Annotated in this window: 14 protein-coding genes and 1 tRNA gene; 6 read left to right on the forward strand and 9 right to left on the reverse strand. The window is 67.5% G+C overall.

Going from position 1 to position 12,607, the window contains the following annotated elements:
* Positions 1-11: 11 nt before the first annotated feature.
* Together mshC and RIU96_RS08405 are read right to left on the reverse strand one after the other, a co-directional pair.
* The gene (gene mshC / locus RIU96_RS08400; protein WP_144741262.1) at positions 12-1,226 is read right to left on the reverse strand and encodes a cysteine--1-D-myo-inosityl 2-amino-2-deoxy-alpha-D-glucopyranoside ligase; all 1,215 of its coding nucleotides are present in this window, start codon (positions 1,224-1,226) and stop codon (positions 12-14) included.
* A gap of 22 nt (positions 1,227-1,248) precedes the next feature.
* Positions 1,249-2,106: an undecaprenyl-diphosphate phosphatase gene (locus RIU96_RS08405; RefSeq protein ID WP_144318261.1), complete on the reverse strand. Its 858-nt coding sequence runs from the start codon at positions 2,104-2,106 to the stop codon at positions 1,249-1,251.
* Between the two features lie 46 nt (positions 2,107-2,152).
* Here RIU96_RS08405 and RIU96_RS08410 point away from each other — a divergent pair, with 46 nt between their 5' ends.
* Entirely contained in the window at positions 2,153-3,190 is a 1,038-nt protein-coding gene (locus RIU96_RS08410) for a YncE family protein (RefSeq protein WP_136648435.1), read from the forward strand.
* Complete coding sequence (locus RIU96_RS08415; RefSeq protein ID WP_136648434.1) at positions 3,187-4,272, forward strand: quinone-dependent dihydroorotate dehydrogenase; 1,086 nt, start codon at positions 3,187-3,189, stop codon at positions 4,270-4,272. Before RIU96_RS08410 ends, RIU96_RS08415 begins: the two co-directional genes overlap by 4 nt.
* On the opposite strand, the gene RIU96_RS08420 is transcribed toward RIU96_RS08415, so the two are convergent.
* Together RIU96_RS08420 and RIU96_RS08425 are read right to left on the reverse strand one after the other, a co-directional pair.
* Positions 4,247-4,594: a hypothetical protein gene (locus RIU96_RS08420; RefSeq protein ID WP_136648433.1), complete on the reverse strand. Its 348-nt coding sequence runs from the start codon at positions 4,592-4,594 to the stop codon at positions 4,247-4,249. The genes RIU96_RS08415 and RIU96_RS08420 overlap by 26 nt on opposite strands.
* A 29-nt stretch (positions 4,595-4,623) precedes the next feature.
* Positions 4,624-5,154 (reverse strand): YbhB/YbcL family Raf kinase inhibitor-like protein, encoded by a 531-nt coding sequence (locus tag RIU96_RS08425; RefSeq protein WP_136648432.1) that lies wholly within the window; start codon positions 5,152-5,154, stop codon positions 4,624-4,626.
* 163 nt (positions 5,155-5,317) lie between these two features.
* Here RIU96_RS08425 and RIU96_RS08430 point away from each other — a divergent pair.
* The 3 genes from RIU96_RS08430 (at position 5,318) to RIU96_RS08440 (ending at position 6,657) form a co-directional block, all read left to right on the forward strand.
* Positions 5,318-5,403: transfer RNA gene (locus tag RIU96_RS08430), tRNA-Leu, on the forward strand.
* Between the two features lie 51 nt (positions 5,404-5,454).
* Positions 5,455-6,102: a TVP38/TMEM64 family protein gene (locus RIU96_RS08435; RefSeq protein ID WP_144689356.1), complete on the forward strand. Its 648-nt coding sequence runs from the start codon at positions 5,455-5,457 to the stop codon at positions 6,100-6,102.
* A gap of 6 nt (positions 6,103-6,108) precedes the next feature.
* Positions 6,109-6,657, forward strand: coding sequence for a MarR family transcriptional regulator (locus RIU96_RS08440; RefSeq protein ID WP_136652558.1), 549 nt, complete (start codon positions 6,109-6,111; stop codon positions 6,655-6,657).
* Here the strand turns inward: RIU96_RS08440 and RIU96_RS08445 are convergent.
* From RIU96_RS08445 to RIU96_RS08455, 3 genes are read right to left on the reverse strand one after another with little or no spacing between them, the layout of a single operon-like run.
* Positions 6,654-7,865, reverse strand: coding sequence for an SPFH domain-containing protein (locus tag RIU96_RS08445; protein WP_144689358.1), 1,212 nt, complete (start codon positions 7,863-7,865; stop codon positions 6,654-6,656). The genes RIU96_RS08440 and RIU96_RS08445 overlap by 4 nt on opposite strands.
* Positions 7,865-8,293, reverse strand: a complete 429-nt coding sequence (locus tag RIU96_RS08450) for an NfeD family protein (RefSeq protein WP_144689360.1) — start codon at positions 8,291-8,293, stop codon at positions 7,865-7,867. Before RIU96_RS08450 ends, RIU96_RS08445 begins: the two co-directional genes overlap by 1 nt.
* Positions 8,294-8,312: 19 nt before the next feature.
* The gene (locus RIU96_RS08455; protein WP_144689363.1) at positions 8,313-9,155 is read right to left on the reverse strand and encodes a DUF3097 domain-containing protein; all 843 of its coding nucleotides are present in this window, start codon (positions 9,153-9,155) and stop codon (positions 8,313-8,315) included.
* A gap of 45 nt (positions 9,156-9,200) precedes the next feature.
* Here RIU96_RS08455 and RIU96_RS08460 point away from each other — a divergent pair, with 45 nt between their 5' ends.
* The gene (locus RIU96_RS08460) at positions 9,201-9,971 is read left to right on the forward strand and encodes an Rv1486c family protein (protein WP_144689365.1); all 771 of its coding nucleotides are present in this window, start codon (positions 9,201-9,203) and stop codon (positions 9,969-9,971) included.
* Here RIU96_RS08460 and RIU96_RS08465 read toward each other — a convergent pair.
* Together RIU96_RS08465 and RIU96_RS08470 are read right to left on the reverse strand one after the other, a co-directional pair.
* Positions 9,968-11,038: a ferrochelatase gene (locus RIU96_RS08465; protein WP_144689367.1), complete on the reverse strand. Its 1,071-nt coding sequence runs from the start codon at positions 11,036-11,038 to the stop codon at positions 9,968-9,970. The two genes, RIU96_RS08460 and RIU96_RS08465, sit on opposite strands and share 4 nt — an antisense overlap.
* Before the next feature lie 10 nt (positions 11,039-11,048).
* Positions 11,049-12,575, reverse strand: coding sequence for a DIP1281 family NlpC/P60 protein (locus RIU96_RS08470; RefSeq protein WP_311204878.1), 1,527 nt, complete (start codon positions 12,573-12,575; stop codon positions 11,049-11,051).
* Positions 12,576-12,607 lie beyond the last annotated feature (32 nt).

Genomic DNA, 12,607 nt, shown 5'->3' on the forward strand with positions numbered 1-12,607 from the left:
GACGAAAACGTCTACACCTGCACGCCAAGCAGCCCATCGATGGCGCGCGCGACCGTGCCATCGCAATCCCCCGGCGCCTCATCGATGACGCACAGTGCAGTCGCGGTGTCGAGATCGTCGGCCAAAGCGGCACGCAGCTTATCGACGACCACATCAGCGTCGGCCGAACTCACCTGGCGCGCCAGGTTCTCACGCCACCGGGCCAAGCGCTGCTCGGCGGTCACGAGGATCTCGTCGGAGAAGTCCCGGTCGGTGCGGTAGTGTTCGGCGAAGACCGCCAGCCGGATCGCGCCGGGCTCGTGGCCCTGCTCGGTGAGCTTGTGCACGAAGACTAGGTTGCCCAGGGACTTGGACATCTTCACGCCGTCGAGGGCGATCATGCCCGCGTGGACGTAGTGCGTGGCCATGCGCGGCTCGCTGTAGGCAGCCTCGGCGTGCGCCGCCGAGAACTCGTGGTGCGGAAACGCCAGGTCGGAGCCGCCGCCCTGGATCGAAAACGTCGCCCCCAGGCGGTTCGTCGCGATCGCCGAGCACTCAATGTGCCAGCCAGGCCTGCCGGGGCCGAAGGGCGAATCCCAGGCGGGCTCGCCGTCGCGGTGGCCGCGCCACACGAGGGCGTCCAGCGGGTCGCGCTTGCCCTCGCGCTCCGGGTCGCCGCCGCGCTCGGCGAAGTACGTCTCCATCTCCGCGCGGGAGTAGTTCGACTCGTAGCCGAACTGGGCGGTGGCGTCGATGGAGGCGTAGATGTCGCCGTGGTCGAGGCGGTAGGCGGCGGAAGCGTCGAGAAGCTTGCCCACCATCTCGATGACCTCGTCGACGGACTCGATCGCGCCGATGTAATCGCGCGGCGGGATGACCCCGAGGGTGCTCATGTCCGAGCGGAACAGGTCGATCTGGCTCTGCCCCAGCTCGCGCCAGTCCACCCCGTCGCGCTCGGCGCGCTCGAACAGGGGGTCGTCGACGTCGGTAATGTTCTGCACGTAGTGGACGCGGTGCCCGTTGGCGATCAGCTGGCGCTGCACCAGATCGAAGGTCAGGTACGTCGCCGCGTGGCCCAGGTGCGTGGAGTCGTAGGGGGTGATCCCGCAGACGTACATCCCCACCTCGCCGTTGGCGTTGGGGGTGGTATCGACCGGCTTCACCACCTGATCCGCGGTGTCGTAGAGATTCAATTCGACCGGGGTCCCGCTCACCGCGGGCACCTCGGGGGTGGGCCAAGAATGCATGAGCACTACCCTACATCGGCCCCTACAGCGGGCTCATCACTCCTGCCGCGAGCAGCGCCATCACTACAAGGCCCAGCGGAATGCGGTAGGCGGCGAACCAGGCAAACGAGTGGTTGGCCACGAACTTCAGTAGCCAGGCGATGGAGACGTAGCCGAGCACGAAAGCCACACCACTGCCGACGAGCAGCTGCATGCCCGTCGCCGCCTGGCCGGCCTGCGGAGCGAACGCGTCGGGCAGGGAAAACAGCCCAGAGGCGAGCACGGCCGGGATGGCGAGCAGGAAGCTGAAGCGGGTTGCCACCTCGCGGTCGAGGTTGAGGAACAGGCCGCCGGAGATGGTGCCGCCGGAGCGCGACACGCCGGGGATCAGCGCCAGGCACTGCCACAGGCCCATGATTACGGCGTCTTTCATGGTCAGCTCGTCGTAGCCGCGCGTTTTCTTGCCGTAGCGCTCGGCGAGGATGAACACGAGGGAGAACACGATGAGCACCGTGGCGGTGATCCACAGGTTGCGGAAGTTCTCGCGGATCAGGTCTTTGAGCAGCACGCCGAGCAGCGCCACTGGGATCGTGCCGACGATGACCATCCACCCCATGCGGTAGTCAAAGCCGCGCTTGTCCTTGTTGAACAACCCCGCGAACCATCCGGTCAGGATTTGCCAGATCTCTTTGGCGAAGAACACCAGCACGGCCAGCTCGGTGCCGAGCTGGATCACGGCGGTGAAGCTCGCACCAGCGTCTTGGCCCCAGAAGAGTTCCGAGACGATGCGCAGGTGCCCCGAGGAGGACACGGGCAAGAACTCCGTGAGCCCCTGCACGACGGATAGGACGATTACTTGGAGCCAGCTCATCTGCTCCGCGGCGGCGGTTGCTGCGTTCATGAGCAATCAGGCTACCCCCGGATAGCGGTTGCTAGAGTTAGGAGGCGTGATAACCCTACGACGTTGCGTGCTCGCCGGTACCCTCCTCGCCTCTGCTGTGGGCCTGTCTGCCTGCCAGTCAGCCGCGGGCGGCGGCGACGCCGGGGAATTGGCTGTGAATATGGGCAACGCCGAAGCACAGCCCTCGCCGCCGGCGACTGACCCGGCCGGGCGCGTCGTCGACTTCGCCGCGGTGCAGGACCTCGACGCCACCGGGGATACGCTCGCGGTGCGCGCGGGCGACACTTTGACCGTCGGAACCTTTGAGCAAGTCACCTCGGGAACGGCCACGGAGTATCAGCTCGATCCGGCTTGCGGCGATGCCTCGGCCCGGGCCGGCAGCTTCGTCGTCGCCTGCGGGTCGCAGGTGCGCATCTTCGATTCCACGGGCGAGCGCAGCTTCGACACCCCCGCCCCCGCCTCCGTCGCGGCGGTGACGGCGTCAGGCGACGTGGTCACCGGATCCGCCGACGAGCGCACGGTACGCATCTACCGCGACGGCGACGAGGTGAGCAACTTCGGCGTCGCGCGCGAGACCGACCAGCTTCTGACGGTCCCGCGCGAGGGCGCTCCGGACACCGCCGTGCGCGTCAACCATTTCGACACCACGATCCAAGAGCTCGACCTCGAAGGCGGGCGCCAGGGCGGGACGCTGCGCGTGGGCCTGGGCGTCGGCGGTGTCGCCACCGGCGGTGACGGACTCGTGCTCGCCGCCGACAACACGGGCTCCCAGTTGCTGGTCTACACCGTGTCCGACATCATTCGGCTGCAGCAGTCCGCGCCCGTCGCGCAAAGCCCGTGGGGAGTGACGTGGGACGAAGAATCGGCGCTGGCCTGGGTCACCTCCACCGCGACGAACACCGCCGAGGGCTACGACATTTCCCAGGGCGTGCCCCTGAAGGCCGCCGAGGCGCGCACCATCGCCGACGCGCAGAACATGGTCACGCTTGACGACGGCACCCTGGTCATCGCATCCGCCTCCGGCGACGGCCTGCAGGTGATCACGCCGGAGGAAAAGAGCACCCTGAAGGAGAAAACGTCATGAGCCTCTACGACGCCGCGCTAGCGGTCATGTTCCGCGTCCCCGCCGAGCGCATCCACGGGGTCATGGGTAGCGCTCTGCGCGCGCTGCACGTCGCCAAGCCGCTGAACCGGGCGATGGAGCGCGTCGTGCGCGTCCACGACCCGGTGCTGGAGCAGACTCTGTTCGGTGTCACCTTCCCCGCTCCCCTAGGCCTGGCCGCGGGTTTTGATAAGAACGCCCGCGCGATCAACGCCTGGCCGGCGGTGGGCTTCGGCTACGCGGAGGTGGGCACGATCACCCCGAAGCCGCAGCCGGGCAACCCCGCGCCACGGCTGTTCAGGCTTCCCAAGGACAAGGCGATCCTCAACCGCATGGGCTTTAACAACGACGGCGCGCTCGCGGCCGCGACCAGCCTGGACGAGCGCTCGCCGCGCGCCGTGGTCGGCGTGAACATCGGCAAAAACAAAGTGTCCACCGACGCCGTGGCCGACTACCGCGCCGGGGCGACGGTGCTGGGCCCGTTGGCGGATTACCTCGTGGTCAACGTCTCCTCCCCCAACACCCCCGGGCTGCGGGACCTGCAGGCTGTCGAGGAACTGCGCCCGATCCTCAGTGCCGTGGCGGAGGCGACGAGTACCCCGATTTTGGTGAAGATCGCCCCGGATCTGAGCAACGAGGACGTCGACACGGTGGCGGACCTAGCGCTTGAGCTGGGCCTCGACGGCATCGTGGCCACTAACACAACCATCTCCCGCGACGGGCTGGCCACGGACGCGGCCGAGGTGGAGGCGATGGGCGCGGGTGGTATCTCGGGAGCCCCTCTGGGCGAGCGCTCGCTAGAGGTGCTCAAGCGGCTCCACACCCGCGTCGGCGACCGGCTCGTGCTGGTCAGCGTCGGCGGAATCTCCACCCCGCAGCAGGCGTGGGAGCGCATCGCGGCCGGCGCGAGCCTGCTGCAGGGCTACACGCCGTTTATTTACGGCGGTCCGGGCTGGATCCGGCAGATCCACACCGGGCTCGCTGCGCAGGTGCGTGCTCACGGCCTCAGCTCCATCGGTGAGTCGGTCGGCAGCGGCCTTACGTGGCGCTCTGACGCAGAATAAGAGCGCACACCACCGCCGCCCCGGCCCACAGCAGCAGCCAGTAGGTCGGGGTGGCGAAGATCGTCGCTGCGGGCAAAAGAACGCCGAGGATCACGAGGCCCACGGCAACCACGAGAGCCACCACCTGCGCGCGCGAGCGGCTCTGGCCGCGCACGAACGTGGCATTCGCTCCGAAGAGAAGCGCGGCGGCCGCGATCGTGAGCACCTGCGGGGTGATCTCGAAGACCGCTTGGCCGCGGAAGAAGGCGACGGCGGCATAGATCACTAAAACGACGGCGAGGGCGAGAAACGCCCCACCCACGCGAAGTTGAATCGGAATCATTGCCGATTGAGACTACCGGACGCGTCCGGTTAGTTCTCGTACCAGCCCCACAGAATCGCGCGACCGATCGAGTGGAAGTAGAGGTTGAAGCCCAGCTGCGTCGGGTTGGCGATCTCGTCGGCCGGCAGCTCCTCGACGTCGACCGCGTGCACGGCGAACAGGTAGCGGTGCGGGCCGTGGCCCTCCGGCGGATTCGCGCCGTAGAACGCCGTCACACCGGAATCACCCGTCAAGGTCACGGCACCCACGCCCAGGTCCTCCTTGGCGCCGGCGCCGGATGGCAGCTCGGTGACGCTGACCGGGATGTTGAACACGGACCAGTGCCAGAACCCGGAGGCCGTCGGGGCGTCGGGGTCGAAGCAGGTCACTGCCAGGGACTTGGTGCCCTCGGGCAGGTCGGACCACGCGAGCTGCGGCGAGGTGGCGTCGTCGCCGACCAGCGCCTCGCTGAGCTTCTCGCCGTCGACGATGTCGGTCGACGTTAGCGTAAACGTCGGCAGGTCCTTCAGCGGGGCATAGGGGTCGGGTCCGGGGAAACGGGAATCGTTGTAATTGCTCATATCTTAATTCATACCGAAATATGTTCGCCGGGTAAATGACAACGGTGGAAGACCTTGGCGTTGGGTGGGGCGTCGATAAGCGGGGTGAGCTGGCGATTTGTGCGCAACGCGGGGCTGCCCCTATAGTTATCCAGGTGCCAAGCCGAAAGGCTTAAAACACCCAGCCCGGGTGGCGGAATGGCAGACGCGCTAGCTTGAGGTGCTAGTGTCCTATTAACGGACGTGGGGGTTCAAGTCCCCCCTCGGGCACAACCCACCGGTTCCCCTGGACGGAGCCGGTTTTTGCATTGGAAGGACCCCATGAGCAGATCCCGGATTGCGCTCATCGCGGTCGCCGCTGCCCTATTCATCGCCTCATGGATGCTTCTCGACGTCCCCCCGCTCGCCGTCCTGCGCACCTGGGCCGACCAAACCGGAGCCTGGTTCCCGATCCTGTTCTGGGTGCTCTACGTCGTGGTTACGCAGTTCCCCATCCCGCGAACCGTGATGACGATCTCGGCCGGGGTGCTCTTCGGCACGGCGTGGGGCATCGTGATCGCGCTGAGCGCAACGACGGTGGCGGCGGCGATCTCGCTGCTCGTGGTGCGCTTCCTGCTGCGCGACTTCGTGGAGCCGCGCCTGAAGCACCCCGCGATGGAATCGCTCAACCGGCGGCTTGAGCAGCGCGGGTGGCTGGCGATCGCGAGCCTGCGGCTCATCGCCGTCGTGCCGTTTTCCATCCTCAACTACGCCGCCGCGCTCTCGCGCGTGCCGCTCGGCGCGTTCACCTTGGCCACCCTCGTCGGGTCCGCGCCCAACACGGCGATCGTGGCGGTGTTCGGTGATGCGCTCACCGGCGAGGCGAACCCCGTTGTGTTGGTCATCATGGGGGTGCTCGCGGTCGTCGGGACCGCTGGCTTGCTTCTCGACGCCACCCTGCCGACACGCCGACTAAACCCGCTAGACTAGACCGATATGATCGCCGTCCACGCCCGCTACCGGGGCAAAGAAAAGGGCCGCGCCCAGCTTGTGAAGCGCTCGGCCGAGGCGTTGTCGACGCTTCCCGGGGTGGGCACGTTCGAGGTCGTTGGTGTGGAGGACATCCGCGCGCACGTGGACACGCCGGACGACGCGCTGAACGTGATCATGGCGTTGTTGTCCGACGGTAACTGGACTATCGGGCTCGGCATCACCGTGCGCGGGCCGGCGCTGAGCGCCGCGACCGAGGCGGCCGGGCGCAAGCCGGGAAGTGTGGGTGTGAGCACCGAGGCGGACGGCAGCGCGGCCGCGGACATCGCGGCCACGTTCGCGCTGATCGCGCACGTTTTGCTCAAGCGCACCCTCGAGGGCCGGGAGGCCACGGCGCTGGTGCGGCGCGGCATGAACCAAAACGAGGCTGCCGAAGCGCTGGGCATTTCCAAGCAGGCGATGAGCCAGCGCCTTCAGGCGGCCGGGTGGCAGGCGGAGCAGGCCGGCGTCACACTCGCGCTCAATCTGATCAGGCGGGCTGCCCAGCTGGACTAGGAGTCCTGCTCCGTGACAGGCTTAACCACCGGCTCCTGCACGCGCGTGCGCGGCTCAAGGTCGCGGCTGGCGGTGACGGCGCTCTCGATCTCGGGGCGATCCATCGTCGGGTCCGGGGCGTCGACGTGCTTGTTGGCCACGGCGCGAGCCTCGGCCAGCGCCTTGGCCAACTCCGGGTCGGTGGACGTGTCGAACCAGCGGTCGGTGTCCTCCACCCCGGCCATGTCCTTGGTCTCCTGGTCCACGCTGGAGGTTTCGTAGCGGAAGACCCCGTCGTCATCCTTGTTGGCGAACGCCTTGGCAAACTGCTCGAGCGAATCGCCGAGCTGCGAGGGAATCATCCACATCGTCGCGGCCTCGTTGTTCGCGATCTCCGGCAGCTTCTCCAGGTACTGGTACGCCAGCAGCTCGGGCGTGACACCGGAAGACTTGATCGCGGCGTTGACCTTCTGCAGCGCGCGGGCCTCACCCTGCGCGGAGAGGTACTTTGCGGCGCGGTCGCCCTCGGCGCGCAGGATCATCGCCTGGCGTTCGGCCTCGGCGGACAAAATGGCGGCGTGCTTCTCGCCCTCGGCGGAAAGGATGCGGGCCTGCTTCTCACCCTCGGCGGTCTTGATATCGGACTCGCGCCTACCCTCCGCGGTAAGAATCATCGCGCGCTTCTCGCGGTCCGCCTTCATCTGCATCTCCATGGACTGCTGGATGGACGGTGGCGGATCAATCGCCTTGAGCTCAACGCGGCTGATGCGAAGGCCCCACTTCGCGGTCGCGGCGTCGAGCTCGCCGCGCAGGCGCCGGTTGATGGTTTCGCGCGACGTCAGGGTCTCTTCCAGGGTCATGCCGCCGACGACGTCGCGAAGCGTAGCGACGGAGATCTGCTCCACGCCGACGAGGTAGTTATCCACGCCGTAGATCGCCTTGGCGGGGTCGTTGATTTGGAAAGTGACCACGATGTCGATGGCCACCGTCAGGTTGTCCTGAGTGATCACGGCCTGCGGCGGGAAGGACACGACGCGCTCGCGCGTATCGACGCGCTGGCGAACGCGGTCGATAAACGGCACGAGCAGGGTCACTCCGCCGGAGACGGTGCGGGTGTAGCGGCCAAGGCGCTCAATGACCGCGGCCTCGCCTTGCTGGATCATCTTGATGGAACTGAACAGGATCGCCACCACCAAGATGATGATGACGGTTGCAACTATTGCGCCCACTAGGGCTCCTTCCAGACGACCGCAACGGGGCCGTCGATATCCGAAACGGTAACGTGCGCTCCAGCCGGAATGGTCTCGTACGGGTCGAGCGAGCGGGCGGACCAGATGCCGCCGTCGAGACGCACCTGCCCGCCGTGCGGAGTGATGTCCTCGAGCACTTCGGCGCGGGCGCCGACGAGGGCTCGCGGGCTGTCGTCGTAGGCCCCTGGTTTGTGGAACTGCTTGTGCAGGTAGGGGCGAAGGAAGAACCAGAACGCGGCCGAGGACGCGACGAACACCGCGATTTCGGCCCACAGGGGGATCCCCGCTAACGAGACACCGGCTGCTGTGAGCGCACCCGCGGCGAGCATAAGGAACGTGAATTCACCGGCGGCCAGTTCGAGGCCAGCCAGTACTGCCGCTGCGATAAACCAAACGATTGCGCCCACACCCGCCACCTTACATGCGTCAGAGGTCCGACTTTTTGAGCTGCGGGTTGGTGACGAAGTCAACGAGCCTTTCGACGGCCCCGATCAGTGTGTAGTTCAAGTCCTTGTACGTGTTCACGGCTGAGTACACGCGGTGCCACCCTTCCGAGGTGTCGCCCCAGCCGAGCCGGCGGCACACGCCCTGCTTCCAGTCCTCGCCGTACGGCACCTGCGGCCACTCGCGAATGCGCACGCTCGCGGGCTTCACGGCCGCCCAGATGTCGATGTAGGGGTGGCCGGTGACAAGGACGTCGGGCCCGACGTTCTCCACGAGCCGGGTCTCCTTGCTGCCCTCGACGAGGTGGTCGGCGAGAACGCCGATGCGCCTGCCCGGGCCGGGCTGAAACTCCTCCAGTCGTGCCGCGAGGTTATCGAGCCCCTCGAGGTACTCCACCACCACTCCCTCGACGCGCAGGTCGTGGCCCCACACCTTCTCCACAATCGCGGCGTCGTGGATGCCCTCAACCCAGATACGGCTCGGCATCGCGACTTTCGCGCGCACCCCCTCGACGCGCCGCGACCCCGAGTTCGACACCGCGGGGGCCTGTTGCTCAGCGACGGCGCGCGTCAGCGTAACCCGGCGGCCCTCGACCTCGAACGCCCCGGGCAGCATCTTGAACAGCCGCTGCGTCCCGCGCCGGTCTTCGAGCCGGACGAAGTCGCCATCGTGGGTGCGATCGAACGCGATGACTGCGCCCACGAAATCGGAGCCGACGACCTCGACGACGATGCCCGGTTCGGCCTGGACCTCGGGGTATGCGGGCTTGCGTCGGCGGGCGTGGCCTTTGAGGATATCTGAGCCATAGGGGTCGTTACGTGTCATAGTCGGCTCAGTCTACCGCGCGGTGGTGCGCTACCATTGCCCCTCATGCACATCCGAGCAGGCGTCTACTCCCCGCTGCAAAACACCGCGGTGTGGCTCGCCGCGTGGCTCTACGGCGCCGAGTCCACCGACGAGACGGCCGCGGCGCTGACCGACCTCGGCGGCCGTCACATCTACCGCGACGAGGGCATCGCCGCCTTGCTTCTCGACGCCCGCACCAGCGCCGACTTGAGCTCACGCGAGCCTGTAGTCCGCCTGATTCTGTGGGGGCCGGGCCAGGCGGCCACGCTGCGTGCCGGCTCCCCCGCCGCGCAGGCGCTCGGGCCAGCCGGCGCGCTCGTGATCAAGGGCGAAGATGGCCTCTCCCACGTGCTCGTGCCCCACTACGACGTTGAGAATGCCGGCGTTGCCTGGCGCTGGTTCGAGGAGACGGAGCGGCTCCCGGAGCCGTCGTGGCTCAGCCCCGGCGAGGCGGACGCGCTGCTGGCGCGGGCGGCGGACGACGCGGCGGTGCTCATCGAGGCGGCCGGCGGTGCGCGCACCGACCTGCCGAACCCCCGGCTCACCGTGGGCTCGATCGCGGACTTCTACGACACCCCCGGATTGCCGAGGGGTGTGACGCCGCGGGCGGCGAAGATCTTTGCGCGGGCGGATCGCGTCGCTGCGATCGTCGAAACGGTGACTGAGCGCGCGAACGACCACAGCTTCGACCCGCAGCTTTTCGCCCTCTGGCGTCACATCCGCACCGCCCGGATGGCCGGCGTTGCCGACGCGGTGCGTGACTACCAGAGGGCGTGGGATCGGGCGTACCGCTAGACCACCGGGTTCTGCGGGTGACTCGGCGCCGGCATGCCCGGGCGCTGCATCATGCAGCAATCCGGCGCGCACGGCGAGCCGTTGACCGTGCAGCCCTGGACCGTGACCTCTGACAAGGTGGCGGGCTTTTCCTTCTGGGTGACGTTTTCGGCGATGTCCACCACCATTGAGGCGAACCCCGGCTCGAGTCCGACGGTGGGAACGCGATCCACCGTCATGCCCGCTTCGGCGCAATCGTCCTTGAGCTCGGTGTCGAGGTCCCACACCACTTCCATGTGGTCGGTGATGAACCCGATCGGGACGCACACGATGTGCTTGACACCCTCCTTGCCCAGCTCGAGGGAGCGGTCGACAACGTCGGGCTCAAGCCACGGGGTGGCGGGGTTGCCGGAGCGCGACTGCCAGACGACCTCGTAGTCGGAAATGCCCGCGGCCTCGGCGACGAGGCGGGAGGCCTCTGCGACCTGGCGGGAGTACAGGTTGGGGTCCTTCGGCCCGCCCGAGGAGTCGTCAGCGGCGTTGGGCACCGAGTGCGCGGTGAACAGCACGCGGGAAACCGACTGGTCAGCGGCCTCCCACGCGGCGCGCGTCGGCCGCGCCATCAGCTCGACGAAGGCGGGGTGGCCGTAGAACTGCCACAGCTTGGTGTACTCGATCTCCGGTGTGATCTCGCGCAGGCGCAGGATGTCCTCGTCGTACTGGCGGCAGGCGGAGTAGCCGCCCCACGCGGAGGTGGCGAACACCAGCACGCGCTTGTGCCCGGCGGCCTGGATCTCCTTGGCCGTATCCTCGGCCATCGGGTGCCAGTTGCGGTTGCCGAAGTAGACCGGCAGGTCGTGGCCGCGGGCGGCCAGTTCCTTCTCGATGTTGGCGATGATCTCGCGGTTCTGCTGGTTGATTGGGCTGACCCCACCGAAGTGGAAGTAATGCTCGCCCACCTCAGCGAGGCGCTCGCGGGGGATGCCGCGCCCGCGGGTTACGTTCTCAAGAAAAGGAATAACCTCGTCCTCCCCTTCGGGTCCACCGAAGGAAAGAACGAGAAGTGCGTCGTAGTCGTTCAATGCCATGTACGTGATGTTAGAGCAGTCGCACGGCTTTCGGGGACATACCCGACCAGCGCACTGGGGAGACGCGCACGGTCTGGCCCGCCGACGGGGCCTCGATCATCGTGCCGTCGCCGAGGTAGATGGCGACGTGGCTGTCACCGTTGTTGCCCCAGAACAGCAGATCGCCGCGTTGTGCCTGGCTGGGGTCGACCTGGGTGCCGCGTTGGTACTGGTAGCCGGTGTAGTGCGGCAGCGAGATACCCACGCCCGCGAAGGCGTAGAGGACGAGCCCAGAACAATCGAAGCCCTTGATGCTGCCCCCGTTAACACCGTAGGTGGGGCCGTTGGCGTCACCGCCTCCCCACACATAGGGGGTTCCGACCGTCGCCATCGCTCGCGCGATTACGGTCTCCACCTTCGAGGAGTTCGGGGCGGCCGGGAGATTATCGGCGATGTTGCTGGACACTTCCTCCGCCGTCGGCACGTCCGGCAGCACGGAGGACACATCCGGGCTGGGAGCCGACGACGCATCCGGGGACAGCACGGAGGACAGGCCGCTGGAAAACGCGGCGATGAGCTCGCTGCTGCTGCTTCCGTACGGGTTCTCAAACCCGCCGTGCGCCGCCTGCGAGGAGCCGACAAGAGCGGCCGCCGCGGCGATCGTCGCCGCCTGGGATGACAGGTCCTCGCTTGCCGACGCGTCACCGCCGTAGAGGGTCAGCGCGGTTTCCACCGCCTGGATTACCTGCTCCTCGCTCGGGGCCGGCGCGTCGGGGGCAATCTCCGCCACGGTGGTTTCTACGGTGTCTTCGACCGCGGTTTCCAGCTCGCTGAGAGTTTGGGCGTCGACACGCTCGGTGGCGGGCGCGGTGGCTGGTTCAGTGGCGGGTTCGGTGGCGGGCTCTGCCGCGGCCTCGGGCCTAACCTGCGCCAACTGCTCCTGGGAGGCCTTGTGCTGCTCGACGGCGCTGTCGCGCTCGGCGAGGCGAACGTCGAGCTCGGCCTGGTTTGTCTCCAGAGTGGAGCGCGCCTGGCTCTCGGCGTCGGCCGCGGCCTGGGCGGTGCGCTCGGCGTGCTCGGAGGCGAGGCGCAGGCGGGACTCCTCGTTGGCAGCTTCTGTGCGGGCCCGCTCGACGCTGTCGAGCTTCGCCTGCTTCTCCTCAATCTGTTGGCGCAGGAACATGGAGCGGTCGAGCAGATCGCGCTGCGCATCGCTGCTTCCCAAGCCGGCGAGCGGAGACGGGCTGCCGCCGTTGCGGTACTGGGTGCGGGTCAGTGATTCGAGCTCCGCGCGTGCCGCGTCGACGTCGGCCTGCGACTGCGTCAGGCGACGCTGCGCCTCCTCGGCACCGCGTCGGGCCTGCTCTGCGGCCGCCTGGGCGTCGTAAAGATCGACGAGCGCTTGGTTGACGCTCTCGGTGAGGTCTCCAATGGTGACGTCGAGAGAATCGATGCGGGCTTGGGCAGACGAGATGGCGGCGACGAGCGACGAGGCGCTCTGCTCTTGCGCCTGTGCCGCGGGTTGCACAACGGCACCCGCCGCACACAACAAGGACATGGTGGTCGAGCATGCAACGATGCGGGTCGTGA

Origin of the sequence: Corynebacterium sp. Z-1 (assembly GCF_031844665.1) — a bacterium.
In the GTDB taxonomy this organism is placed as follows: domain Bacteria; phylum Actinomycetota; class Actinomycetes; order Mycobacteriales; family Mycobacteriaceae; genus Corynebacterium; species Corynebacterium sanguinis.

Excerpts from the sequence above, each read along its gene's own strand:
- mshC (WP_144741262.1), bottom strand. The coding sequence starts at position 1,226 with ATGCATTCTTGGCCCACCCCCGAGGTGCCCGCGGTGAGCGGGACCCCG.
- RIU96_RS08405 (WP_144318261.1), bottom strand. The coding sequence starts at position 2,106 with ATGAACGCAGCAACCGCCGCCGCGGAGCAGATGAGCTGGCTCCAAGTA.
- RIU96_RS08415 (WP_136648434.1), top strand. The coding sequence starts at position 3,187 with ATGAGCCTCTACGACGCCGCGCTAGCGGTCATGTTCCGCGTCCCCGCC.
- RIU96_RS08420 (WP_136648433.1), bottom strand. The coding sequence starts at position 4,594 with ATGATTCCGATTCAACTTCGCGTGGGTGGGGCGTTTCTCGCCCTCGCC.
- RIU96_RS08425 (WP_136648432.1), bottom strand. The coding sequence starts at position 5,154 with ATGAGCAATTACAACGATTCCCGTTTCCCCGGACCCGACCCCTATGCC.
- RIU96_RS08435 (WP_144689356.1), top strand. The coding sequence starts at position 5,455 with ATGAGCAGATCCCGGATTGCGCTCATCGCGGTCGCCGCTGCCCTATTC.
- RIU96_RS08440 (WP_136652558.1), top strand. The coding sequence starts at position 6,109 with ATGATCGCCGTCCACGCCCGCTACCGGGGCAAAGAAAAGGGCCGCGCC.
- RIU96_RS08455 (WP_144689363.1), bottom strand. The coding sequence starts at position 9,155 with ATGACACGTAACGACCCCTATGGCTCAGATATCCTCAAAGGCCACGCC.
- RIU96_RS08460 (WP_144689365.1), top strand. The coding sequence starts at position 9,201 with ATGCACATCCGAGCAGGCGTCTACTCCCCGCTGCAAAACACCGCGGTG.
- RIU96_RS08465 (WP_144689367.1), bottom strand. The coding sequence starts at position 11,038 with ATGGCATTGAACGACTACGACGCACTTCTCGTTCTTTCCTTCGGTGGA.
- RIU96_RS08470 (WP_311204878.1), bottom strand. The coding sequence starts at position 12,575 with ATGTCCTTGTTGTGTGCGGCGGGTGCCGTTGTGCAACCCGCGGCACAG.